The sequence below is a fragment of the Flaviflexus massiliensis genome (assembly GCF_001375495.1).
Lineage (GTDB): Bacteria > Actinomycetota > Actinomycetes > Actinomycetales > Actinomycetaceae > Flaviflexus > Flaviflexus massiliensis.
This window is the reverse complement of the sequence record NZ_LN831058.1, coordinates 1,109,672-1,134,416: the sequence shown is the minus strand read 5'-3', so window position 1 is coordinate 1,134,416 and position 24,745 is coordinate 1,109,672. Positions and strand designations below refer to the sequence as shown.

General features: G+C 60.0%; 20 protein-coding genes. 3 read left to right on the top strand and 17 right to left on the bottom strand.

Going from position 1 to position 24,745, the window contains the following annotated elements; all coding sequences use genetic code 11:
* Entirely contained in the window at window positions 1-666 is a 666-nt protein-coding gene (gene rplC, locus BN1241_RS09180; RefSeq protein ID WP_054953299.1) for a 50S ribosomal protein L3, read from the bottom strand.
* An 8-nt stretch (window positions 667-674) separates the two neighbouring features.
* Window positions 675-983, bottom strand: a complete 309-nt coding sequence (rpsJ, locus tag BN1241_RS09175) for a 30S ribosomal protein S10 (RefSeq protein ID WP_054953298.1) — start codon at window positions 981-983, stop codon at window positions 675-677.
* Window positions 984-1,567: 584 nt separating this feature from the next.
* On the opposite strand from rpsJ, the gene BN1241_RS09170 reads away from it, so the two are divergent.
* Window positions 1,568-2,953, top strand: coding sequence for a uracil-xanthine permease family protein (locus tag BN1241_RS09170; protein WP_054953297.1), 1,386 nt, complete (start codon window positions 1,568-1,570; stop codon window positions 2,951-2,953).
* 219 nt (window positions 2,954-3,172) lie between these two features.
* On the opposite strand, the gene BN1241_RS09165 is transcribed toward BN1241_RS09170, so the two are convergent.
* From BN1241_RS09165 to BN1241_RS09130, 8 genes are all read right to left on the bottom strand, one after another.
* Window positions 3,173-4,789 (bottom strand): SulP family inorganic anion transporter, encoded by a 1,617-nt coding sequence (locus BN1241_RS09165; RefSeq protein ID WP_230198300.1) that lies wholly within the window; start codon window positions 4,787-4,789, stop codon window positions 3,173-3,175.
* A gap of 320 nt (window positions 4,790-5,109) precedes the next feature.
* Window positions 5,110-5,310 carry a hypothetical protein gene (locus BN1241_RS09160; RefSeq protein WP_054953295.1) on the bottom strand — a complete coding sequence of 67 codons (201 nt, stop codon included), beginning with the start codon at window positions 5,308-5,310 and terminating at the stop codon, window positions 5,110-5,112.
* 118 nt (window positions 5,311-5,428) lie between these two features.
* Window positions 5,429-6,091 (bottom strand): HAD family hydrolase, encoded by a 663-nt coding sequence (locus BN1241_RS09155; protein WP_082418297.1) that lies wholly within the window; start codon window positions 6,089-6,091, stop codon window positions 5,429-5,431.
* A gap of 124 nt (window positions 6,092-6,215) precedes the next feature.
* Window positions 6,216-9,944: a sugar-binding protein gene (locus BN1241_RS09150; RefSeq protein WP_187117624.1), complete on the bottom strand. Its 3,729-nt coding sequence runs from the start codon at window positions 9,942-9,944 to the stop codon at window positions 6,216-6,218.
* Window positions 9,945-10,234: 290 nt separating this feature from the next.
* Window positions 10,235-11,038: a carbohydrate ABC transporter permease gene (locus BN1241_RS09145; RefSeq protein WP_054953293.1), complete on the bottom strand. Its 804-nt coding sequence runs from the start codon at window positions 11,036-11,038 to the stop codon at window positions 10,235-10,237.
* Window positions 11,039-11,974 (bottom strand): carbohydrate ABC transporter permease, encoded by a 936-nt coding sequence (locus tag BN1241_RS09140; RefSeq protein WP_082418295.1) that lies wholly within the window; start codon window positions 11,972-11,974, stop codon window positions 11,039-11,041. It lies immediately after the preceding gene.
* Window positions 11,974-13,326 (bottom strand): ABC transporter substrate-binding protein, encoded by a 1,353-nt coding sequence (locus tag BN1241_RS09135; RefSeq protein WP_054953292.1) that lies wholly within the window; start codon window positions 13,324-13,326, stop codon window positions 11,974-11,976. Before BN1241_RS09135 ends, BN1241_RS09140 begins: the two co-directional genes overlap by 1 nt.
* 23 nt (window positions 13,327-13,349) lie before the next feature.
* Window positions 13,350-14,342: a carbohydrate kinase family protein gene (locus tag BN1241_RS09130; protein WP_054953291.1), complete on the bottom strand. Its 993-nt coding sequence runs from the start codon at window positions 14,340-14,342 to the stop codon at window positions 13,350-13,352.
* Between the two features lie 88 nt (window positions 14,343-14,430).
* Here BN1241_RS09130 and BN1241_RS09125 point away from each other — a divergent pair, with 88 nt between their 5' ends.
* Window positions 14,431-15,171 carry a DeoR/GlpR family DNA-binding transcription regulator gene (locus BN1241_RS09125; protein WP_054953290.1) on the top strand — a complete coding sequence of 247 codons (741 nt, stop codon included), beginning with the start codon at window positions 14,431-14,433 and terminating at the stop codon, window positions 15,169-15,171.
* Window positions 15,168-16,505 carry a family 4 glycosyl hydrolase gene (locus BN1241_RS09120; protein ID WP_054953289.1) on the top strand — a complete coding sequence of 446 codons (1,338 nt, stop codon included), beginning with the start codon at window positions 15,168-15,170 and terminating at the stop codon, window positions 16,503-16,505. The genes BN1241_RS09125 and BN1241_RS09120 overlap by 4 nt, the downstream gene beginning before the upstream one ends.
* Before the next feature lie 91 nt (window positions 16,506-16,596).
* On the opposite strand, the gene BN1241_RS09115 is transcribed toward BN1241_RS09120, so the two are convergent.
* The 7 genes from BN1241_RS09115 to BN1241_RS09085 all read right to left on the bottom strand — a co-directional run bounded on the left by BN1241_RS09115 (window position 16,597) and on the right by BN1241_RS09085 (window position 24,652).
* Complete coding sequence (locus tag BN1241_RS09115; protein WP_054953288.1) at window positions 16,597-16,986, bottom strand: hypothetical protein; 390 nt, start codon at window positions 16,984-16,986, stop codon at window positions 16,597-16,599.
* 528 nt (window positions 16,987-17,514) lie between these two features.
* Window positions 17,515-18,759 carry an NAD(P)/FAD-dependent oxidoreductase gene (locus BN1241_RS09110; protein WP_054953287.1) on the bottom strand — a complete coding sequence of 415 codons (1,245 nt, stop codon included), beginning with the start codon at window positions 18,757-18,759 and terminating at the stop codon, window positions 17,515-17,517.
* Between the two features lies 1 nt (window position 18,760).
* Window positions 18,761-20,149, bottom strand: coding sequence for an NAD(P)/FAD-dependent oxidoreductase (locus BN1241_RS09105; protein ID WP_054953286.1), 1,389 nt, complete (start codon window positions 20,147-20,149; stop codon window positions 18,761-18,763).
* A gap of 1 nt (window position 20,150) precedes the next feature.
* Window positions 20,151-21,287 carry an ethanolamine utilization protein EutH gene (locus BN1241_RS09100; protein WP_054953285.1) on the bottom strand — a complete coding sequence of 379 codons (1,137 nt, stop codon included), beginning with the start codon at window positions 21,285-21,287 and terminating at the stop codon, window positions 20,151-20,153.
* Between the two features lie 2 nt (window positions 21,288-21,289).
* The gene (locus BN1241_RS09095; protein WP_054953284.1) at window positions 21,290-22,705 is read right to left on the bottom strand and encodes an FGGY family carbohydrate kinase; all 1,416 of its coding nucleotides are present in this window, start codon (window positions 22,703-22,705) and stop codon (window positions 21,290-21,292) included.
* 37 nt (window positions 22,706-22,742) lie between these two features.
* Window positions 22,743-23,504 carry a DeoR/GlpR family DNA-binding transcription regulator gene (locus BN1241_RS09090; protein ID WP_054953283.1) on the bottom strand — a complete coding sequence of 254 codons (762 nt, stop codon included), beginning with the start codon at window positions 23,502-23,504 and terminating at the stop codon, window positions 22,743-22,745.
* Window positions 23,505-23,806: 302 nt separating this feature from the next.
* The gene (locus tag BN1241_RS09085) at window positions 23,807-24,652 is read right to left on the bottom strand and encodes a MetQ/NlpA family ABC transporter substrate-binding protein (protein WP_054953282.1); all 846 of its coding nucleotides are present in this window, start codon (window positions 24,650-24,652) and stop codon (window positions 23,807-23,809) included.
* Between the last annotated feature and the right edge of the window lie 93 nt (window positions 24,653-24,745).

The window sequence follows — 24,745 nt, the reverse complement described above, 5'->3', positions numbered from 1 at the left end:
TTAGGCTCCCTTCGTGGCGGTGCGGACAACAACGAGACCACCCTTGTTGCCGGGAACGGCGCCAGCTACGAGGAGCAGGCCGTTCTCGATATCAACCGATTGGATGGTGAGGTTCTGGACGGTGCGACGGGCATTGCCCATGCGGCCGGCCATACGCAGTCCACGGAACACTCGGGACGGGGTCGAGGCCCCACCGATCGATCCGGGCTTGCGGTGGTTACGGTGTGAACCGTGGGAAGCGCCGACACCGGCAAAGCCGTGGCGCTTCATGACACCAGCGGTGCCCTTGCCCTTGGTGGTGCCAACAACGTCAACGACGTCACCGGCTTCGAACACCTCGGCGGTGAGCTCCTGGCCCTTTTCGAACTCGGCTGCTGCCGCGGTACGAATCTCGGCCAGGTGGCGCTTAGGGGTGGTGCCTGCAGCGGCAAAGTGGCCCTGCATAGGCTGTGTGACGTTCTTCGGCTTCTTGTCGCCTACGGCGAGCTGGATAGCGGAGTAACCGTCAACTTCGGGGGTGCGCACCTGTGTAACAACGTTGGTGCCGACTCGCACGACCGTGACCGGGATCAGGCGACCTGCCTCGTCCCAGACCTGAGTCATGCCGAGCTTGGTGCCGAGGAGCGCCTTGGGCGCTGCGGCAACCGCTTCAGTTTTGTTGGACATGATGAACCTCAGAGCTTGATTTCGACGCTAACGTCACCGGAGAAGTCGATCTGCTGGAGCGAATCGATGGTCTTCGGTGTGGGATCGATAATGTCGATCAGCCGCTTGTGCGTACGCTTCTCAAAGTGCTCGCGGCTGTCCTTGTACTTGTGGGGAGAACGAATAACACAGTAAACGTTCTTCTCGGTCGGCAGCGGCACCGGGCCAACTACCTGAGCACCGGTACGAGTCACTTCGTCGACGAGCTTCTTCGCCGCGCTATCAATGACCTCATGGTCATATGACTTGAGCCGGATGCGGATTTTCTGTCCCGCCATGGCGTCGTCTACCTCTCTTTAACCGCAGTGTTCACCTGTACCCGCATCCGGGAGTGTCTCACCGCGGAAGACCCGCGACAATCAGCCCTATGTTGGTTAAGTGAACCATTTTCTTTTTACCTGCCAGCCCGTGTGGACTGACAAACGTCTTTCACGCTCTCTCGAGCAACCGTCCTAGTCTGGCAGAAAAGCCCCCGGACGTGCAAACATCTGAAGAAACTGCGTCCTGGTTAACACCGGGACTGACTCTCTCCAGCCGAAAGCGACTCATCCATTCTAACGGGTTCAAAAATCATCCGAAAGAGCTGACATCGTGACTCTCGTTATATCTACCACGCTGCGCTCTGTTTCCGGTCTTGGTATGTATTTATAGCGCGCTCCCAACAATGTTGTTCACGGCGACGTCCCTCCCCTTCCCCTCCCTTCTCTCCTTACCTCTCGCCTTCCTCTCCCATTCCCCTTAACTCCGCGAGACCGCGAGTATCCGACGTGAGGCGGGTTCTGGCGAAGGTCACATGGACGGAAGGCTGGATCTGCCGGTCTTGCCATTACACTTTCCTAGGATTTACGGCTAGGAGGCCCTCATGTCTTTGTTTCGGTGGCAACTTCACGGTGATGGAAAAACGATTGCATCAGGGGAGGTTGTTCAACCGAACGAACGGCTCGCCTGGCCCCAAACCATAGGTATTGGAGCTCAGCACGTCGTTGCCATGTTTGGCGCAACGTTCCTCGTTCCTCTGCTGACCGGTTTCGATCCGGCCACGACCCTTTTCTTCACCGGGATCGGCACCATCCTGTTCCTCCTCATCACCGCGGGACGGCTGCCCAGCTACCTGGGATCATCCTTCGCGCTGCTCGCACCGCTTGGGGCCGTGACAGGATACGTGGCAAACGGTGGCCAGCCGCTCGACGAGGAGCTGGCTTCGCTCGCCCAGGGCGGTGTCATTGCGACCGGCCTGTCGCTGGCTCTCATCGGCATCATCGTTCACTTCGCAGGAGCGCACTGGATCGACAAGCTCATGCCGCCGGTTGTTACCGGAGCCATCGTTGCTCTCATTGGTTTCAACCTGGCACCCGCGGCATGGAACAACGTGGTTCAGGCACCGCTCACCGCGATCATCACGATCGCAGCAATCCTGTTCGTCACCGTTTTCTTCAAGGGAATCATCGGCCGGCTCTCCATACTCATCGGTGTCATCGCCGGCTACATCGCCGCCGTTGCGCAGGGTGAGGTGAACTTCGATCGGATTGCGAGTGAAGCCTGGGTTGGTGTTCCCGAGTTCCGTGCCCCCTCTTTCGATATCTCCCTCATGGGGCTCTTCATCCCTGTCGTTCTCGTCCTTGTTGCTGAGAACGTGGACCACGTAAAGTCCGTGTCGGCCATGACGGGTAAAGACCTGGACGACATCACCGGCCGGGCACTCTTCGCGGACGGTCTGTCGACCGCACTCGCCGGCTCTGGCGGTGGTTCGGGTACAACCACCTACGCGGAGAACATTGGAGTCATGGCGGCAACCCGCGTCTATTCGACAGCCGCCTACGTCATCGCCGCATTCGTCGCTCTCGGCCTATCCATGTTCCCCAAGTTCGGTGAGCTCGTCGCCACGATCCCGCCGGGCGTTCTCGGCGGTGCGGCCACGGTGCTGTACGGAATGATTGGCATGCTCGGGGTTCGGATCTGGGTCCAGAACCGCGTTGATTTCTCCGACCCGGTCAACCTCAACACCGCCGCCGTTGCCATGGTGCTCGCCATCGCAAACTACACCTGGCACTGGGGCGACATGGTATTCGAAGGCATCGCCCTCGGCTCCTTCGCAGCAATCGGGATCTACCACGCCATGCGCTTCATCGCCCGCAAGCGCGGCACCTCTCTCGAGTCCCCCTCCCCCGCCTCCGTGCCCGGTGGCGCGGAGCTCGATCCCGGTGCCCTCCATCGCGAGCCCCGCTCAGACGAACAACCAAAGAACTAACAACCCATAGTCCTGCGGTCATCAACCGTCGGGCAACAATTAAGGAGTGGGCCTCCCGCACCAGCCGAATGGCTGATAGTGGGAGGCCCACACGTCAATGAACTCCTTATCCTCGCGTACTCATCCCTCAACACTCGGGGAAAGCTCGAAAAACAAGTACTACGGCTACGGCACACGGATGTTGGCACCACGGTTTGCCCGGGCCTGATCCCGTGACACCTACCTGGTGAGTCCCTTGCGTTCCTTCAAAGCCACAAGATTCCTTGCGCGCTCGAGTGCTTCATCGAGTGAGTCGAAGAGATGTTCAGCCCCTCCCAGGGCATCGATAACACCGACTCTGTCGGCAAGGTCCAGCAGGCTCGGGTCCAGGCCCTTGAGATAGACGACGTTTCCAGCTTCGCGCAGGCGAGTGACGATATCGGCGAGGGCCTTCGCACCTGTCACATCCATGACCCCCACGCGCGATAGTCGCAGGATGACGACATCAACATCGTCGAGGGTCGGAATTTCTGCTTCGAGGCGATCGGAAACACCGAAGAACATGGCCCCGTCGATACGGAAGATCGCGATCCTCCGATCTTCATCTCCGTGATCCTCGCGGCGCACACCCGACTGCTTGGCGAGGTGGCGCAGGACGAGGATGCACATGACGGCCACGCCCACACCGATCGCCCAGATCAAATCCAGCACGATCGTGGTCACCGCGGTCGTACAGAACACGAGAGCATCCGATCTGGTTGACTGCAGCATCGTGCGTGCAGTCGAGCGGGAGACCATGTTGAATGCAGTAACGACCAGAACGCCCGCCAGACTGGCAAGCGGAATCCGGGAAACAATCCCGGAGGCGAGATAGACAACCGCGAGGAGGAAGAGGGCATGGGTGATAACCGAGAGGCGGGTGCGCCCGCCCGCACGGATGTTGACGGCCGTTCGCGCCATCGCGCCCGTGGCCGGCATGCCACCAAACATTCCTGACGCAACCGAGGCAAGGCCCTGCCCAACGAGTTCACGGTCGGGGTGGTAGCCCTCCCCCTTGACGAGCCCCGCAGCGACCCGTGCCGACAGGAGCGACTCAATTCCCGCCAGGAGCGCGACGGCGAACGCGCCGGGAACGAGAGCGGTGATGAGGTCGAGGTTCATGGCCGGCATCGACGGCATCGGTAAACCATCAGGAAGTGCCCCAATGAGTGGGACATCCAAGGAGAACGCAAAGACTATGAGGCTGCCGAGAACGACTCCGATGAGGGAGGCAGGCCAGGTCGGAAAGAAACGCGTTACTAGCAGGATCACGAGGATGGTTCCGGCAGCAAGGCCCAGCGTCGTGAGGGCCTCCGGCCAGGAGGCGATCCCGATCGTTTCGATCGCGACCTGCAGGGTATTCGATCCGGCGGGAGCATCAACTCCGAGAAGGTTGGGCACCTGCTGGAGGGCAATGATGGTCGCGATCCCCAGGGTGAATCCTTCGATCACGGGCCAGGGAATGAGAGAGATGGCTTTCCCCATCCCAGCTATCCCGGCGAGCACGACAATGACTCCTGCCAGCACCGACAAGAGCGGCACGGCCGCGGCACCGTGCTCAAGCACGAGCGGGGCAATGATGACAACCATGGCCCCGGTCGGTCCGGACACCTGAAGGTTGGAGCCACCGAAAACGCTGGCAACGATCCCGGCAATGATGGCGGTGACGAGACCAGCGGCGGCGCCCACTCCGGATGACACACCGAAGGCAAGCGCAAGCGGGAGGGCAACAATGCCGACTGTGATACCGGCGGCAATGTCACCCTTCCAGTGGTGACGGAAAACAGTAAAATCTTGGCGAATGGGAAGCAATGACACGAGATGACGACGCAGTTTTACAGAAGCCTTTCACGCATTCACAACGAAACAACTTCGGCCAAACCAACACGGTGAGCCATCTCTACTTTATCAACTGCAACATGCGAAAACCGGAAATCAAGTAACCTCACAATTCCGCAAAGAATATTCCTTAAACCTTCCTTTTTCGAATCGGGAGGTAACAAATCACCCGTTCCGCACAGGCTCACTACGTCCCCATCGAGCGAGCACCACCAGGCCCCGAGCAAGCCCCCACCAAAACCCGGGTAAATAAAAAGCTACCGGTCGGTGCCGGTAGCTTCCTTCTCTCTTGCGTGCTGCTAGACGACTCGCGTCTGCCTGCGGTAGGCGTTCCAGGCGAAGAGTGCCAGGGTTCCAACGAGGGCGATGAGGACGGAGAGGTTCACCTGGGGCTCACCCATGATGAAGTGCAAGGCCACCTCGATGGCGATGAGGAGGACGACGAAGGTGACGAGCAGGCCGATAACGGCTCCGAAGAAAGTCTTAAGTGCATGACCCATGGCTCGATTCTCTCACACGAGCGATTCAGGGCAATAGCCCAAAACTGCCAATTTTCGAGTTGTGGACCACGAATTCACGCCCAAAGTAAACACTTGGGAAACGCCGCATTGACGCCAGTTAACGGGCTTCGTTTCCGCTCCCGGGGAGGTACTCGAGCAGGGTGGCGAGGGGGCGTTCGGTCACCGCGTGAACGGTGGCACCCGAGCCGCGCGCCGCAGCCAGTCCCGTCATCGAATCCTCGAACGCCAAACACTTCTCAATGTCCACACCGAGCCGACTTGCCCCAAGCAGGTAGGGTGCGGGGTTGGGTTTGCCAGGGATGTCATCGCTCCCGGACACAAAGGTTGTGAATGGGTGATGGGGTATTCCATCGACGAGGGCCTGAACGAGGTTGCGCGGGGAAGCAGTGACGAGAGCCTGGGGAACCCCATTCTCCTGGAAGAAGTCGAGGAGCTCACCGGCACCGGGGATGAGCGGAACACCGGCACGGATGTGTTCTTCAATGTGGGCAACAACCTGGTCGAAAAGTTCCCATGCGTCAGCCTCTTCTCCCCCGCGTCGCACCGCGTCCGCGAGCGCCTCCGCATGATCTTTCGAGGAGACACCGAGGACTCGCTGCGGATCCTCGTCAGGGTGCCAGATGCCGCCATGCTCTTCGACGACGGCAATGGAGGCTGCAAGCCATTCGGGTTCGGTGTCGATGATCGTCCCGTCCATGTCCCACAGCACTCCCGCGGGCATGCTCTCCAAACCGAGTTCTCTCAAGAGTGTTCTTGGCATGTTCCTACCCTATCGATTCTCAGCTCGGCAGCGCTCAAGACATGGGTAATCCCCGGGGCTTTGTGCCCCGGGGAGTACCGTTGATGCCTGCTATCCCACAGGCTTGGGATAGCGGCGGGAGGCGTTACTTGACGTAGCGGTTCACGACTGGGGTGTCGATGCCGTCTCCGTCAAAGTCACCAATGTAGGCAATATCGGACGCCTTGCCGTATCCGATCGAGACATCGGCCGGGCCGCCCGAGAGCGTGTACTTCACGTGGAAGACGTTGCCACGACGGATCGCGATCGTGTCGTTGGCGTCTGCCTTGAAGGTGCCGACGAAGACTTCGTCGGTTGCCCTGCCGTAGTTGAACTTGGCATCGGCATTGCCGCCCTTCAGGGCATTGGCGACATAGAAGGTGTTGCCACGACGCACCGTGAACGTGTCCTTGCCGTCACCGTCGAAGTCGCCAACGTACGCCTCGTCCGTGACGCGACCGTAGTTGAACTTGGTATCGGCATTGCCGCCCACGAGCGTGTTCTTCACGTGGTAGGTGTTGCCGCGGCGCACAGCGATCGTGTCCTTGCCGTCTCCGTTCCAGTCGCCGACGAGAACTTCGTCGGTTACCTTGCCGTAGCGGAAGGAGATGTCGGCGTTGCCGGACTTGATGGTGTTGTCGAGGAAGAACTCGTTGCCGCGGCGGACGCCGAGGGTGTCCTTGCCGTCGCCGTCCCAGTCGCCAACAAGCACTTCGTCACCCTTGCGTCCGAAGACGACGGTCTGATCGGCCTTGGTGGTGGTCCAGGAGTTGGCGATGTAGAACAGGTTGCCCTTGGTCGGGGTGACGGGTGGTTCACCCGGCTCCTCGGGCTCCTCGGGATCTTCGTCCTTAGCCGAAACCGGGAAAGACCAGGCTTCGACCGTGGTGTCGTCCGCGTAGGAGACGAGCAAGTAGGCTTCCTGTTCCGTGTCGACGGTGACGTCGGCTAGGTCCAGGTTGAGGCTTCCTGCGGTAGCAGCGGCTTCGCTCGAGGCGAGGAGCCTGCCATTCAGGTCCGGAGCCCAGGGGCGAGCCTGACCATCGGATGCGGAGCAGGCATCGTTACCGTATTCGGACACCTCACAGGAGCTCGTCCACACCGGAATATAGGTGGGGTCGCCCTGCCAGAGGAAGGCCCGAACCGTGCCAGCATCCGCGCTCTCGACGGCGAGGGAGACCGTGTCTCCCGTCAGGGACGGGGTGACGGTGACCGCGCTGTTGGGCTGCTCTCCCGCAATGGTGTTACCGGACACTGCGGACTGGTAGACGGTTTGCGGGGATTCCACACCGAGGAGTGCGGTGTTGGGGATGATGGGTTCCGATACCTCGGTCGAACGATCCGCCGGCGGTGCGTAGCCCTCGAGGTAGGCGTGGCCCCAGCGGTACGGTTCAGACTGCTGCGATCCGAAAGCGGACCAGGCGAGCCTGGTTTCACCAACAAAATTCTGGTTGTCCGTGTCGTAAGGGGAAATGTTGAGTCCCATGTAGGTGGGATCAACCTCGTTGGTGGATTGATCACCCGTGGGTGCGTCGGAGGTGGGTCCGGTGGCTGCGGGGAGCTGATCGAGAGGAATCTTGACCTCGATCTGGTAGCGGCCACCCACGTAGGCGTTACCCTCACGTTCCGCATAGACCGCAACCTCGACACCTTCGGCGTTCAGTCCGCCCTCAATGTCAGCTGCGAGCGGTCCAGACGAGAAGCCCTGGTGGTTGTCAGCGTCCCTCGTCCAGCACGGTCCGTTAACGCCGTTGCCGGCCCAGTTGTCAGCATCGTCAGTGAAGGGGAAGACGCCGAGCTTGAAGGTCGATGACGTGTCGACGGAGTTACCGAGGGGATCGAGCTGAACCTCGACGGAGTCAACAAGCCAATGACCGAAGCAACGGTCGGGGGTGGCAGCGGCAGAGGCCGTGTCATCAACGACGTCGATCCACATGTAGAGGGCGTCGTCGAACCAGCCGAGCTTCGTCGTAGAGTCGGCACCGCAGTCGGTGTCGCTCTCACATTCGGGGCCTTCCCAGTGGTTGGAGATATCGATAGCCTGCGTGTATTCATTGCCGGCACCATCGATGTCCGGGGCCGCTTCGAGCTGCGGAATCACAGTCGAGGGAACAACGTAGAGCTGCATCGTCTCCTCAGCAACCGACGTACCGGACGTGGTGGTGGCCGTAAGAGCGTCGATGCGCCCGCCCATATCGGACGGGTCCGTGTTCGTCAGTATCGCGGTCACAACCTCGGTTTCACCCGCGGGAATGTTCTCGAACGACACACTTTCGTTGTCGATAACGAAGCCATCTGGGATGTCGAATTCAACGGTTCCCGATGCGGCCTCGGAGGTCCTGTTGGTGACGTCAACATCGAGAGACACGGATTCGCCTGCGCCGATCTGGTTGATCGCGGGAGAGTTACCTTCCACGCGGACACCGGAGGCATCGGCCCATTCCTCAAATTCGAGGAAGTTGCCCCAGCGGGAGAAGCGACCATCAACCGGTGCGGTGACTTCCACGTGGGTTTCATTGTAGGCGGTGACATCGGCGCCAGCGAACCTCACCGGCAGGCGCACCACGCCGGGTGGAGCATCCGGTGCCACGTTGACGGTGAAGGTGACCGTTTCACTCTGTCCGGGGTTGAGTGCCGGGATCTGTGCGTCGCTCTCGACGCTCCAGCCCTCGGGGACATCAACGGTAGCGGTACCCGCGGGGGTCGCGGTCTCACCGGCGGTGACGGTGAGCGTCACGGGAGTGGTTTCGCCCGGGGCAGCAAAGTATTCGGTTGCTTCCGGGTAGTAGATGGTGCCGAGCGGCATGCCGCCCGGATCCTGGATCGAAGAACCGTAGTGGACGGCGAGGTCGTTACCGGCCGCCTCGGTTCCGAGCTCCTGCATGGGAACCCATGATTCACCGATAAGGTAGTTGACGCATCCGGGGTCGACAGTGTTCTTGACCATGGTGCGGGCCTGGGTGGCGTGCAGCTGCCCATCTTCCCGACCAACCTGGGCCCAGGTCTTCTTTTCGCCGGCGGGCTTGCCTGCGGTGTTGCCTTCCACCCATTCGTACGGGGATTCGTAGCCGGTCCACGTGCCGTGGATCGTGTAGGCGTTCGGGTTGTTCGGCTGGTAGTCAGCCATACAGTTCGGAGCATCGGTCACGCGCCCGGTGCCATCGGGGTTGCCCCAGGTCTGCTGGACAACCTTCTTCACCTGCCACACGTCGGTCGCATCCGGTCCCTCAAGTTGTTCGGGGAACATTGTCGGATCGGAGGCTGCTGCCGCAGCATCGTATGCGAGCCTGCCCGCGTACTGGTGGTTGCCGTGCCCTGCCGAGACGGATCCCGTCCAGGAAACAAGGATCTCCGGCTGGGTTTCACGAACCACGCGTACAGCGCGCCTCAGCACGTCTTCTTCACCCCAGGCCTGCTCCGTCAGCGGTGCAGACGTGTTGTAGAAGAAGTCGACCTTGTCGAGGTAATACATGTCGACCGTGCCTGCACGAACATGCGAAGCACGGTCCTCGTTCTCACGGCGCAGTCCTAGGTCGGGACCTGCCTCCGGCCCCACCGAGTTCGAACCACCCTCACCGCGAGTGGTGAGCATGATGCCGCAATCAATATCTGCCAGGTCACCCCAGACGCCACACGGGGCAATAATCCCCGCATCATCATCCGGGTGCGACCAGACGCCCAGCACGTCGAGTTTGACGGGCGAGACATCCGTGGCGCGGGTGCCCTCTTCTATCTGTAGTGTTTCTTCGGCACTGGCCCCATCATCAGCGCTCGCTAATGTTGGGGTCAGCAGGCCGGCGATGGCAACCATCGCCAGTCCTATTTTCCTTTTCATGCTTCCTCCTTGAAGCCCGACCATCACCCCGGGATTTTCACCATAGTGGGGCGCTGTAGGCCACAGCCTACGTACAATTGGACTCTTTTGGAAGAATATGGGAGAAATTCCCAATTTGGCGATCATTATTGCGCAGCTATGAGCACGTATCCATCACTGTGGCTGTGAGTGAGGGGCGAGGAGGTGCTGGCCCTTCCGGGCCTGTACATGCCCTTCTCGCTACGTAACCGGTTAATTGGACGCCAATCCGATTATCACTTTGCTATCTGGTTACATGCCGAATGATCGACCTATTCCTTGACTGCGCCCTCGGTCATGCCCGCAATGAAGTACTTCTGCAGGAACACGTAGAGGATGATCATGGGGAGGGCAACAAGCACCGCTGCCGCTGCCATGAGGACCGCCGATGAGGTGTGGTTCGTTTCGAAGAACGCGAGGCTCATGGGGGCGGTGCGGAACTTGCCCATGGGGGACATAACGAGCGGGATGAGGAAGTCGTTCCAGGTCCACATGAACGTGATCATGATCTGGGTGACGATCGCTGGACGACCCATCGGGAGCAGCACTCGCCACAGCACCTGCCATTCGCTCGCCCCGTCCATGCGGGCCGCATCGATCACCGATGGGTTGACGCCCCGGAAGTACGCTCTCATCCAGAACGTGCCGAATGCGAGTGACTGGGCGATCTGTGGCATCGCGACCGCCCAGATCGTGTCCGTCAATCCCAGGTCTCGCAGGTCGTAGAACAGGGGAATGACGAGTGCCTCGGACGGGACCATCATGCCCGCGAGGAAGATGAAGAAGATAATATTTCCGCCCCTGGGTCTGATGACGCCAAGAACGTATCCGGTCATGATCGAGAGGATGAGGGCCGTGGTGACGACCAGCACCGCGATCATCACCGAGTTCTTCATGTACAGATTGAAGTTACCGTCATCCCACGCAGTCGCGTAGTTCTCGAAGTGTCCCCACGAATGGTCGGTCGCGACCGTGGAGTCGAGGGAGCGGATGAAAACCGACAGGATCGGGTACAGGGCAGAGATTGCGAAGAGGCAGAGGATGGCATAGGTGCCAATGCGCTCGGTACGGGACATTTACTTCTTTTCCCTTTCACCGAGGATATTGACCACGAGGTTGATGGAGAAGATCAGGAGCGTCAGGAGCACGGCCAGCGCGGACGCAGTCCCAACGCTGCCGGCCCTGAAGGCCTGGTAATAGACCTCGTAGGCGGGAACGGTCGTCGATGTTCCGGGGCCGCCCGCTGTTGTCATGTAGACGAGGTCGAAGGTTTTGAGTGCGTTGATCGTTGTCAGGGTGATGCAGACGAGGATCTCTGCACGCACGGCGGGGAGGGTAATGTACCGGAATTTTCCGAAGGCTCCCACGCCATCAAGCGTCGCGGCCTCGTAGTAGGACTCGTCAATGCGGGCAATGCCGGACATGAGGAGCACCGTGACAAGACCGACCGACACCCAGGTACCGATGAAGCCCACCGCGGGCAGCGCCCACGTGAAGGAACCGAGGAACGACTCCTTCATTTCCACACCAAACCATCCCAGAACGGTATTGATGGGCCCGTTCAAGGCATAGATGTTGCGCCACGCAACCGCGAGGACCACCATGGCAATGACCTGCGGGAGGAAGACGACGGTGCGGAAGAACCCGAGGCCCCGCGCCTTACTGCGGACAAGAATCGAGGCGAGGGGTAGGCCAATGATGATGGGGAGGATCGCGAAGAAGAAGATGAGGACAAGGCCGTGCAGGAACGCAGCCCGCAGCCTTTCGTCTTCCCAGACCGCAACGTAGTTGTCGAAGCCCGCCCAGGTAGCATCCCCCAGTCCGTCCCACTCCCACATGGACAGTCCGATGACTCGGATGATCGGGTAGATGATAAAGGCGCCGTAGACGAGAGCCGGGATGGTGAGCAGACCGACCGTTGTGACGAGTCGGGTACGTCGTTTGCTGTGCGCCTTGCGCCGAGGGCCGGCACCACCGGTGGTGGTGCCGGCAACCTCAGGTACTACTGCCATTATTCGGTCGTTGCCTCGGAGTAGGCCTCTTCGAGAATCTGAACGAACTCTTCCGGAGTGGAGTTGCCTGCGATGAGGTTCTGGAGTGCATCACCGAGCACCTGGTCCATGTTCTCGGTTGCCCAGTCCAGGTAGGGGGTGATGTTGCCTTCGGTCGTCAGCTCATCGAATGCGGTCATGACGTCCGCAACAACACCCTCTGCCTCATCGGCGTAGTCGGCCGCGTTGTTGACGGGAACGTTGCCGGTTTCGGCCAGGATCTGCATGGCCTCATCGGAGGTGATGAAGTCGATGTAGGCCGCTGCCACATCCGGGTCCTTGGCTGCGGAGGTCATGGCGAAGGGCAGGCCGGTGCCGCCGGTCGTCGTGGGTCCATCGCTCGGGGGCAGTGCGAAGCGCACGTCGTCACCCATCGCTTCACCGAGGTCGGCTGCGAGCCACGAGCCACCGATGAGGTAGACACCCTCACCGTTGGCGAAGTCCTGCCACACCTGGTCGTAGTCTGCGCCGTTGACGCCGTCGTTGAAGTAGCCTTCCTCAACCCAGGTCTGGAGTTCGGTGGCTGCTTCAATGTTTTCTTCCGTGTCCCACGAGGCACCCGGGTTGCCGAAGCCGAGGGTGGAGATCTGGTCGGCTTCTACGTACTGGCCCTGGATAGGCCCGAAGACGTGGCCGGCGGGCCACTTGTCGATGTTGCCGAGGACGAGCGGAGTTTCACCGGCGTCCTTGATCTCGGCCAGCTGCGACTCGAGCTCGTCCCAGGTTTCGGGGTATTCGAGGCCGAGTTCGTCGAGCTTGGACTCGGAGTAGTAGATGCCGACAGTCTCGCCAACCTGGGGCAAGCCGTAGACGCATCCCTCACCGAAGACCTTCGCATCATCAGAGTAGGAGGAGTAGGAGAGGATCGACTCTTCGAAGCGGGAATCCCATTCGTAGGCCTCAACGTAGTCGTCAAGGCACTGGATCTGACCGGAGGACACGAACTGGCCCATCATCGAACGCGAGTTGTTGGCCTGAACAACATCCGGTGCGTCCGCACCCGTCAGCGCGAGGCGGAGGGTGGTTTGCAGGTCGTCGAACGACTGCGAGTTACGTTCGATCTTGATGTTCGGGTACTTATCCGTGAACGCTTCGTTGAGGCGTTCCATCTGCTCGTTCTGGCCGCCACGAACTTCCTGGTCCCACACGACAAGTGTCTGTTCGGGCGCTTCGCTAATGTCAGTCGAGACTTCACCGCTGGTATCAGTTTCACCACCGGTCGTTTCCTCATCGTCCGACGAGGAGGGGTTACATGCCGTGAGAACGAGGAGCGCTGCCGCGCTCAGTCCCACGATCTTCTTGCTGGTCTTCATTGTTGTTTCCTTCCGTCGGCGCATCATTGCGTCCGAACACCGTTAACCCTCGCCTGCACTGCACGGACCGAGTCGCCCGCAAGCGCATTCAAGGCTGAATCGTTTCCTACCCACTCGATTAGTTCATTCATGGCCGGCGCGGCGCACGATCCGCCAATCTTTGAGACGGTCCACGCAGCCGAGCACTGGCCAAGATGAATGCTGTCCGACAGGGAAGCTCCCGTAGCCAAACCGGTTGCGAAACCCGCGCTAAACGCATCCCCCGCTCCCGTGGTGTCGATGGCGTCGACCTCAATCGCTGGAAACACGTCACTTCGAATATTATCGCCATCGCGCCGCGTCACATGCACTCCCTCGCCGCCGCATGTCACAACCACGGTCGGCACGTACTCGACCAGGGCAAGCGCCGCATCGGGAATCGTTAGGGTCCGCGTGTACTGCTGCGCTTCAGCGCAGTTGGGAACAAAAACATCAGCCACGTCGAGCGCACGCAGGTGCTCTTCGGGCCACAGACCCGTCTCATCCCACCCGGTGTCGGCAATAACGATCGTGCCCTGTTCGCGCCAGCAGGCCACCTGCTCCCGCACGCGCGCGAGATAGGGAAGGGAGGCCATGAAAATATCGGGGGCCGGGGTACCTTCCGGGGGAAGCGGAACTTCGTCAACACCCTGAGTGGTAAGAGCCCGGTCCCCCTCCATGACCAGCGATACCGTGATGTTCTGGTATTCGGTTGGTTCCGCGAGGCTCATGTCGACCTTTTCGTCAGCGAGCATCTCGGACACCCAGTGGCCAGCACGGTCCCGCCCAACGTAGGTAATGACCGAGGCGTTCATACCCAGCCGAGCACAAGCCACGGCCTGGTTTGCCACTCCCCCGGGCATGATCGCACTGCCAGCGACCCACTGCTCCTCACCGGGGCGCGGCGCATGGTTCAATCCCGCCATGACGACGTCAAGGAACAAGGAGCCGGCAACGTAGACAGTGGGTGAACCCAACTCCGGCGTGACATAACCCATAGGGGAAGCGTAGAGGCGAGAATCGCTGAATGCAAGTGATCGTTAGTGCGTGCTTGTGAACCTAATTTGCATTCATTATGCTCAGTCTATGCTCCCCGCCGAACGCCGGAAGCGCATTCTTGAAGAAGTGCGCACATCTGGGGGACTCGATGTCGTGTCCCTTTCCGAACGCTATCAAGTCTCGAAGTCGACGATTCGCCGAGATCTCAACCTGCTCGACTCGCAGGGCATGCTCCAGCGGGTCCGTGGCGGAACAATTGATGTTAATGCGCGCACTTTTGCTCAGATCGCACCACATGCGGCCGGTGACAAGCATCGAATTGGGGAGGCCGCAGCCGAAATGGTGGCGGATGGAGACATAGTTCTCATCGATATTGGCACCACGACCGCTGCCGCGGCCGAGGCGCTCTACGGCAGAAGAGTTACTGTTCTGACCGCCTCCCTCGCCGTCATTGACATCCTCCGCAACTCCCCCGGAACCGAGCTGGTGGTCCTGGGTGGCGTGGTCCGCTCAACCTATCTGTCCATGGTTGGATCCCTCACGGAACAGGCAATGGACCAGCTCCGTGCCGACATCGCTTTCCTAGGCACGTCGGGAGTGCGAGAGGACTTGATGGTCATGGACTCCACGGGTACAGAGGTACCGATTAAGAAGTCGATTCTGCGCAACTCGAACCGGTCATATCTTCTTGCCAGCCCTGACAAGTTCCCCGGCTCCGGGATCCTCCAGATCGCGCCGATCACCGATTTTGATGGCGTGATCACGACCGCGACGGGCCCTATAGTTGATTCCATCAAGTCCCTCAACACACAGGTGATTCATCCATGAAACTTCTCCTCGTCGGCGGCGGCGGCTTCCGTGTTCCTCAAATTCTGAGTGTCCTCACGAATCCCGACCTCCCCATTCATTTGACCGAGGTCTGCCTCTACGACATTTCCGAGGAACGACTTGGGGTCATGAAGGACGTTGTGGCCCAGCTTGGCTACGAGAACCTGCCGACAATCACCACGACGACGGACATGACCGAGGCAGTGACAGGCTCGGACTTCATCTTTTCCGCCATGCGCATCGGCGGCACCTGCGGGCGTGTCATTGATGAACGCGAAGCACTCTCCCGCGGCATCCTCGGCCAGGAAACCGTTGGCGTGGGCGGCTACGCCTACGCCTTCCGCACCCTACCGGAGGCAATGAAGCTCGCCGAAGCGGTCCGCGATCACGCACCGAGCGCTTGGGTCATTAACTTTACGAACCCCGCGGGCATCATCACCCAGGCCATGCGCACCGTCCACCGCAACGTCGTCGGCATCTGCGATACCCCAATTGGTCTCGTACGCCGCGCCGCCACCATCGCCGGCCACAGGGAACAGGACATCACCTACGACTACATCGGGCTCAACCACCTGGGCTGGCTGCGTTCTCTGGAATTCGAGGGCGAGGACCTGCTCCCCCAGATGATCGCCGATGACGATGTGCTGGAACACCTGGAGGAAGCGCGCACGGTCGGCTTCGACTGGATCCGCACCCTCGGTATGATCCCCAACGAGTACCTCTTCTACTACTACTTCAACCGAGAATCCGTGGCGGCAATCTCCCACGGTCAAACCCGCGGAGAATTCCTCCAAGAACAGCAAGGCTCCTTCTACGAGCAGGCAGCGGCCGAGCCGGCACGTGCTGGAGAACTGTGGACCGCAACCCACAACGAGCGCGAAGCCACGTACATGGCGGAGTCTCGCGAAGAGGGCGAAGACCGCAGGGAAGAAGACATGGGTGGCGGGTACGAGCACGTGGCTCTGGAGCTCATGACTGCGCTCGCAACGGGAACTCCGGCACGCATGATTCTCGGTGTTGCCAACGGTGACGGAGGAGAACTCCTCATCCCTCAACTGGCACCCGATGCGATCGTCGAAGTTCCCTGCAATGTCGACAACACGGGTATCCACCCCATCCCCCAGGCACCGCTCACCGGACCGGAACTCGGGCTGGTCACCACGGTCAAGGCCTGCGAAGAACTCGTCATCGAAGCAGCGCTGACCGGTGACCGCGAGCTAGCTTGGAAGGCACTCGCCTCCCACCCGCTTGTTGATTCGATTACCGTAGCCAAGGACGTCCTTGATGCCTACATCGAGAAGAACCCCGCCATCGCCAAGACCTTTAACGCCTAGTATTTGGTACTAAGAATGGGAGTGGCCCGCAGATTCTGCGGGCCACTCCTTTGTCTTTCGCCGGGCAACCCTCAGGCTCCCAGGACATCCGTCACTGCACCTTCCTCGAGGTGACCAACACGTATGCGCCGAGGCCGAGCATGACGCCGATCAGGGCGAATGTTGCGGGGCTAATCGCTCCTGCGAGAAGCCACTGCCGGAGGGTGCCATCCTCCGAACCGGGAACCGGGCCGTTGATGTCAGCCGCTTGTCCGGTGCTGAAACTGTTCAGCATGCCCTGAGTCCGCTCCGTATTGCCCCAGATAACAAAGCCAAGGAATATCAGGGCACTGATTAGCGGCGGAATCGCTCCCGTAGCAGTTTTTCTATTCGGCCACAGGCAGGCAATAATAACGGCTCCGATGATCGTGAGGGCAAGGCCCCACAGGAGGGCAGACGGCCCGCTCAACGACACAATCTCGTTCGACCAATTGACGCTCACTCCCAAGTAGGCGGCATCCAACCGAATGCTTGCGATACCAATGGCGACGATGCCAAGGAAACCAACGAGTACAGCGATACAATTCGGACTACGAGTGACTGAATTTGAGCTTTTGAATTCTGTTGCCGTATGCGCTTTTCCGTCATTTAGTCTCCCAACATCCTCGTTGCGTATGCGCTCAACGGTAACAAGGAAAATCGGGGGGGCGGAGATTTCGTGAACTGAAATCCCTTTGTTATCTACTTCTACGTCCTTCTACTTTTTGGCTTCGTCTTGTATCGAAATACTGTCGACCCGATCACGTTCGGTTGATGACCTCGGGGCTCCGAGAAGAATTACATTAAACAGGAAGTGTCGCTGACCCTGACAGCACACGTACAACCGTGCATCAGAAGTGAGATGGCTGGGCGTAGCGGACATTTTCCGTTACCCCCAGCCGAGATTCTCGCCCTAGGTGAGACTCAAGCGCGTTAGGCCGCATGCCACCCAAGCGACGCCATGCGCTCAGGTGTGCTAGACGACCGTCACCTAACGAACGGTGATGGTGACCGGCCCAGCCGTGTAGTCAACTTTGCCTAGGATTGACGACGGTGCACGGAATACTCGTCCCGGAGCTGCTGGCCACGAGGTTCGAGTCGAACCGATGACCTTGCCACCCTGGCGTGCTTCCACCGTGGGCCGGGCAATATATTCATCCGTCCAGAACAGCAACCTTTCCCTCGAAGGAGCTGTGTCGCCTGGGCGAATGATGTTGGGGCTGACCCAGCGGAGGGAGGAATCAACCTCGAGGTCGACGCCATCGGTTGGTGCGCTTGCTCCACCAAGGTAGGCAAGCACCTGGTTAGCGACGTGCTTGCCATCCAGTGCCGCCACGTCCGCAGTATCGACCGGGTGAAGGAGGTTACCGATGGCGAAGGTGCCGGGGCGGGATGTTCGCAACCCGGTATCGACCTTGGGAGACTTCGTTGCCGGATCCATCTCCAGTCCCAGCATTCGTGCGATCTCGTGATCGGGCACCCAGTCCCCCGTGAACACGACCCAGTCGGTTTCGATTGTCGATCGCTCTCCGGTTTCCGAGTTCTCGACTTCGATGGCGGAAACCTGGCCCTTACCAATGATTCTTGTGACGGTGGAGTTCGGGACGACCCTCGTTCCAAACAGGACCTTGCCTGGTCCTCGGAAGACTCGGTACGACTCACTCCTCGGATACTTGGTCACGAGAGCAACGGGTTTGGCTCCCGCCTCCTTCAAGGTGAGCGCTGCCGACCAGGAGACGAGCTCGCCACCGATGATGACGGCGCGGCCCGAGAGCTTCTGGTCATGCATGTGCACCATGTTTTGCAACTGACCGGTGGTCAGTACCCCGTCCGGTCGGTCGCCGGGGACGCGGCGTGCCATGCGGGGGCGTTCGCGAGCACCGGTGGCCAGAACGAGGGCCTCGGGTTTGATTGAGAGTCTGCCCGTGGGGCCGGTTGCCTCGAGCGCACCATCGGCACCGATGTTCGTGACCTGAGTGCTGGTCAAGATCGTGACACCGGCGTCTTCGGCAGCCTGCGTGAGCTTGCGGGCGTAGGCGGGACCGGACATGAATCTTTTCAAGTCCCTCATCCCATACCCCGGGTGGTCGGAATGGCGGGGTATTCCGCCGGGCGTTGCCTCGCGCTCAACGACAAGCACCTCGCTACCGAGGGACTTGCCGAGCTCCGCTGCCGCGGTGAGCCCGGATGGGCCGGCACCAATAATGAGGACCTTGGGGTTCAGTTCTGTCACCATGTCAGGCCTCCTTCTTCAACGATTCGAATTGGGTCTTAACCTCGGCACCGCAGAAGAAGCCCTGGCACCTGCCATTCATGGCTCGGGTTCTCCTGCGCAGGCCGTTGATGGTCGTGGGTGGGATCGTCTGATTCATGGCGTCCCGAATTTCTCCCCGGGTGACGCGCTCACAGAAGCAGACAATCTCACCGTAGGCAGGGTCCTTCTCAATGAGTTCGGCGTTCGCGAAGGGGCGGACCTGGTGTTCACCCAGGGGAGCCATGGTCGGCGCGTCCGGCAGGTTCTCCCTCTCGGTGAACTCTAGGCCAGCTTGCCTCATGAGATCCATGAGGTACAGGGATACTGCCATGGCACTCGTCAGTCCCGTGGACCGGATGCCACCTGCGGTCGCGTAACGTTGGTCCGCATCAACCTCGACAAGGTAGTCACTCAGGTTGTGAGCAGCACGCAAGCCCGCGTAGGAGGACGTGACCTCTTCGGTCAGGAGCTGAGGGAAAATGTGGGCACCCTTTTCGAGCAAGAACTCGAATCCGGATTCGGTCGTCGAAGTGTCGGTCTTGTCTTCCCCATCATCAGCCGTCGGACCAAGCATGACGTTCCCAAACGCCGTGGGACTGACGAGAACGCCCTTGCCCTTCTTGGAAGGAACCGCGAGAACGATCTTATCGACCAGCTGAGAAGAGAGCTTGTCAAACACGAATAGTTCGCCCTTGCGGGGGTGAACCCGGATCCGGTCGAAACCGAAATACTGATCGATCGTGTCACCGCCGAGGCCGGCCGCGTTAATCACCCAGCGGGCCCCTACATCGCCTTTACTCGTATGTAGCGTGGTCGTGTCCTCCCCTGTCGTCACGCCGGTGACGGCGTGCTCCAGGAGGAGGGTCGCTCCCCGGTTGACGGCATCGGTTGCCAGTGCGAGCGGGAGGGACCAGGCATCGATGATCGATTCATCGGGGACTGCGAGTCCCGCGAGCGCCCCTCCCCCAAGGTGGGGTAGCTGATCGTAGACCTGCTCGGAGGTGAGGATTTCGGTTTTTTCGTAGCCGTTCTTGATGGCTTTTTCTTGTAGGGAGGGGATGGTTGCTTTCTCTTCCTCATCCCAGGCCACGAGTATCGCTCCGGACTTTTTCAATCCGACACCGGTGCGGTGGCTGTATTCCTCTGCCAGGTGGTAGCCCTCGCGGACGAGCCGGGATTCGAGGGTGCCCGGGGTGGCATCGAAGCCGGTGTGGAGGATGGCGGTGTTGGCTTTTGACGTTCCTTCACACACATCATCTCTCGCATCCAGTAGAGCCACGCTGTACTGCGTGCCTGCGAGATCTCGTGCGATCGCGTTACCGACGACGCCCGCACCGATAATGACGAAATCGTATGTTGTTGGTGCAGCCATATTATTGGGTCTCCGTCGTGGCCGTGGCTTCAGCTTCAACTTCCGCGTAGGCCGGGTAGCGCCGTTTGGCGATGAGATAGGCGAGGATGATGGCAGCGATTGCCGCCACCAGTTTACCAACGAGCATGGGGACGATCATGTGCGAGGCAATGCTGGCCGTGAAGCCCAGGTGGTCGCCCAGGAGCGCCATGGCCGACACGGCCCATGCCGTGTTGATGAAGATTCCGCGCTTGTCCATGTCCTTCATCATCTGAAAGGTGGGGATCGCGTTCGCGAGGGACACAATGAGACCGCCCGAGGCTACCTCATTCATGCCCATCAGCTTGCCGAAGCTACCAAGCGGCTTGCGAGCAACCTTGACGATGAGGTGCATGAGCGGGAAGGCTCCCATGAGGAAGAGGCAGATCCCCGCCACGATTTCGAGGCCCTCGGTGACGGGAACAAGTTCCCAGCCCTCCGGCATGATCGTCCACTTCGTCAAAGCCTCAAAGGTTCCGATACCGAGGGCGATCGAGATGATGAAGACGAGGAACTTACCGAATCCGAGGAAGCCCTTGGTCATGGCTGTCGGTGCCTTCCACAGCCCGAGGGCGATGAGGGCGGCAGCAATAATGATCGGAACGAGGTTGGCGAGCACCATGGTGATGGAGAAGCCCGCAACCAGGCCGCCGATGAACACTCCGACGGGGATCATGACGACACCAACGAGAACGCCGAGTGCAAATTCGGGGCGGTTCTTTTCTTCGACGATGCCGAGGCCCACGGGGATCGTGAATACCACGGTGCATCCGAGCATCGCGGCAAGGATTGTTCCGGCCAGTAGCCCGGCATCTTCCGTCCGCGCCATCTCCATCGACAGGTGGAAGCCACCCATGTCGTTCGCGAGCAGGGTGCCGGCGAACATGGCCGGGTCTGCACCAAGGAATTCGTAGATGGGGACGACGACGGGATTGAGTACCTTAGACAGGAGCGGGGCAAGAGAAATCATGCCCACCATGGAAAGGGCGAGTGGTCCGAAGGTGTTGAGACCTTCTTCGAACTGCTCTCCCAGCCCAAATCTGTTACCGATCGCGCGATCTAGCGCTCCCACGAGCACGAAGATCGCCATGATCACGACGATAATATCGTTCACTCCCATGGCTAGAACTCCATATTCGCTTCAACGGCTGCAACCCAGCGCTTGCGGAATGCATCGGCTTCCTCGGCCGTGATCTGGGGTTCGTAGGTGACCTCGGGCTCCCACGCGAAGGGGCCTTCCTCGAGGGTCAGTTCGGGGTTGAGAGCAAGCCTCATGGCTGCCGCAGCGCCGAGGGCGGTGGCATGTGCGGACGGGTAGGTATCGATCGGGGCCTGGATAAGGTCGGACTGGATCTGCATGAAGACCCGCGAACGTGTGAGCCCACCATCGACCTTGAGGCGCTCAAGCTTCTGGCCAACCTCGTCCGCAATGAGCCCTTCGAGCTCCGCGATCTGTGCCGAGATGCCTTCGAGGATGGCGCGGGCGATTTCGGCTTTGCCGGTGGCAAGCCGCATTCCGGTCAGGAACGCTCCCGTGTCGGGGCGCCACCAGGGCGCAGCCAGTCCAGCAAACGACGGACCACAAATGACTCCTGCGGAATCCGCGGCCGTGATCTTGTCGAGGTCCGATGCGGTGTCGATGATGCCCATGTCGTTCATCCACCGCACCGCTGAGGCCGCTGTGTAGACCTGACCATCAACGCAGTAGGAGGTCGCTCCCCGTAGCGTCCACGCAACCGAGGTGGTCAGTCCCGTTTCGAACCGGTGTGCCTGATCGCCGAGGTTGACGAACAGGAATGCTCCCGTTCCGTACGTGCACTTGCCCTCCCCTCGGGTCAGGCAGTTCTCTGCCAGCAGCGCAGCCTGCTGATCGACAATGAGTCCGCCAACGGGGATTTCCCCGCCGAACTCAGTCGTGGTGCCAACGATCTCATCAGAGGCAACGAGCCTGGGGAGCTTCTCGTTCTGAAGGTCGAAGATTTCGAGCAGCTCATCGCTCCACTCGACCTTGTCGACGTCGAGAATGAGGGAGCGGGAGGCAGTCGACGTGTCGGTGACGAACTCTCCGGTCAGGCGGTAAATAATCCACGTGTCAGTCGTGGTCACAACGCCTTCGGTCGTGAGGTTTTCACGAATCCAGGTGAGCTTGGGAGCGGTGAAGTACGGGTCGAGAACGAGAGCCGTGAGCTCGTGAATGCGGTCGGCATGCTCGGTCAGGCGGTCCGTGACCGCTGAGGCACGCTTGTCCTGCCACACAATGCACGGGGTAAGGGGCTTGCCGGTCTCGGGATCCCAGGCCAGAACCGTTTCTCCCTGGTTGGCTAGCGCGATGCCCTCAATAGGTTTGCCGGCCTGCTTGACCGCTTCCTTCCCGGCCTCAATGACCGAGTTGTAGAGTTCTTCCGGGTCCTGCTCGACGGCACCGCCCGGGAGATACTGCGGGTGAATGGAGTTCTCCACGACTGCGTGGACTCCATCCTCATCAACGACGATTGCCTTCGAACCCGAGGTTCCCTGATCGAGTGCAAGAATTGCCATGGTACTGCTTTCCGGTCAACGCTGACCTTGTTCTCACTTAGGCGAGGAGCAGGCTCGCTCCACGCTCTTCCAGTAGGGCGACCTGGTCCTGATCCAGGCCGCGATCGATTGCAATATGGGTTGGTGTTGCCACGTCACAGAGGCGGAAGGGAGCAACCTTGCCGACCTTCGTGGAGTCCGCGGCAACAATGGATGTTTGAGAGTTCTTGAGAACTGCCTGCTTGACGTGCAGTTCATCAAAGTCGTAGTCCGTCACCCCGGCTTCGGCACTGATGGCGCCGATGGAGATGATGGCCAGGTCCGGGTAGAGACCGTCCAGAAATGAGGTCGCCATGTTCCCTGACAGCGACAGTTCCGATTTGCGGAGGCGACCGCCCGACACAATGATTTCCGCATCGGGCAGGGCCGACAGTGTGCCAACGGCACGCAGCGAGGCTGTCACGATCGTCCCGCTGAACGTGCGAGGGATTTCCCGCGCCATGGCTTCGACCGTCGTACCGAGATCAAGGAACACCGTTCCCGTGTGGGGAATGAGGGAAGCGATGCGCGCGGCAATCGATTTCTTCTGCTCTGCCGCAATCGACTCTCGTTCGGAGTGCGATGCCTCGCTGCGTACCGCGGGAGCAACAACCGCTCCCCCGTACACACGCTCGAGCAGGTCACGCTTTTCCAGTTCGAGAAGATCGCGACGAATCGTCTCGACCGAGACCTGGAAGCGGACGGCTAGTTCATCGGTTTCGACACCACCGGTGGCGCGAAGGTCTCGAAGTATGAGCTCCCTGCGTTCCTGTGCGAGCATGAATCCTCCTTGATCAATACTCGAAAGACTAACCCACTTCCACAGCAACAGGAAATATTCCACAACAAGTTTGCATGCACGCTTTCCCTAAGCATGCGGGAGAATGCCCAGCTCCTGGGAAATGCCCACTCTCTTGCATTGAAAAAGCGGGGGCGACCGCAATGATCGTCCCCGCTTTCGCGGAAATATGTGTGGATTCTTGTGGAACTTATTGTGCGGGTCTTACCGACTTGAAGCCACGTGCAGAATCCTTAGTTTTTCAAGTGGAGTTGTCCACGATGTTCCGAATGGAACTCGCCGAATTAGAAGGCCGGGATGACTTCACCGTTGGGGTAGTTCTCGGTGATGAAGTCGGCGACTTCCTGGGAGTGGAGCAGTTCGTCCAGGGTCTGGATGGCTTCCAGCTTCTCGGTGTCTGCGTTCCAAGCGAGAACGTTGGCGTAGGGGTTTCCTTCGCCCTCTTCAATGGCGATGGAATCCTCGGCGGGAACAAGTCCACCGTCGAGAGCGAAGTTGCCGTTGATGATCGCGAGGTCGACCTGGTCGAGGGTGCGCACGAGGTTGGGGGCCTCGAGTTCAACGAATTCGACGTTCTTCGGGTTGTCGACGACATCGTAGATCGTGGGGTTCTCGACCGATTCGTCGAGGGTCAGGACGCCATTTTCTTCGAGCAGCCAGAGTGCGCGTGCCTGGTTCGAGGGGTCGTTGACGATCGAGACCTGGGCGCCCTCGGGGAGATCTTCGATCGAGTCGATGGTCTCGGAGTAGGCGGCGTAGGGCTCAATGTGGACGCCTTCGCCACGGTCGAAGTCGTAGCCGTTGTCTTCGGAATCGGCTTCGAAGTAGGGAACGTGCTGGAAGAAGTTCGCATCGAGCTCGCCCGAGTCGAGGTTGCGGTTCGGCAGCACGTAGTCCGTGTACTCAACAACCTCGATGTCGATGCCAGCATCTTCAGCCAGGTTCTCGTCAATGAAGTTGAGGATGTCGGCGTGGGGAACCGGGGAGGCACCCACCTTGAGGGTCACGACCTCGCCACTCGCGGAATTGCCATTACCACCGGTTGTTTCCTCAGCGGTGTTGTCATCGGAGGAGCAGGCGGACAGGGCAAGGGCCGTGGTGGCTGCCAGAGCTAAAATAGTGCGACGCATTGTTGTTTCCTTTGTTTGAAAATGGGGTGCTCACGTGAGACCGTGCTCAGGAGAGCGAATGATTGCGAGTCGGCTCTACCGGTATATGGAGAC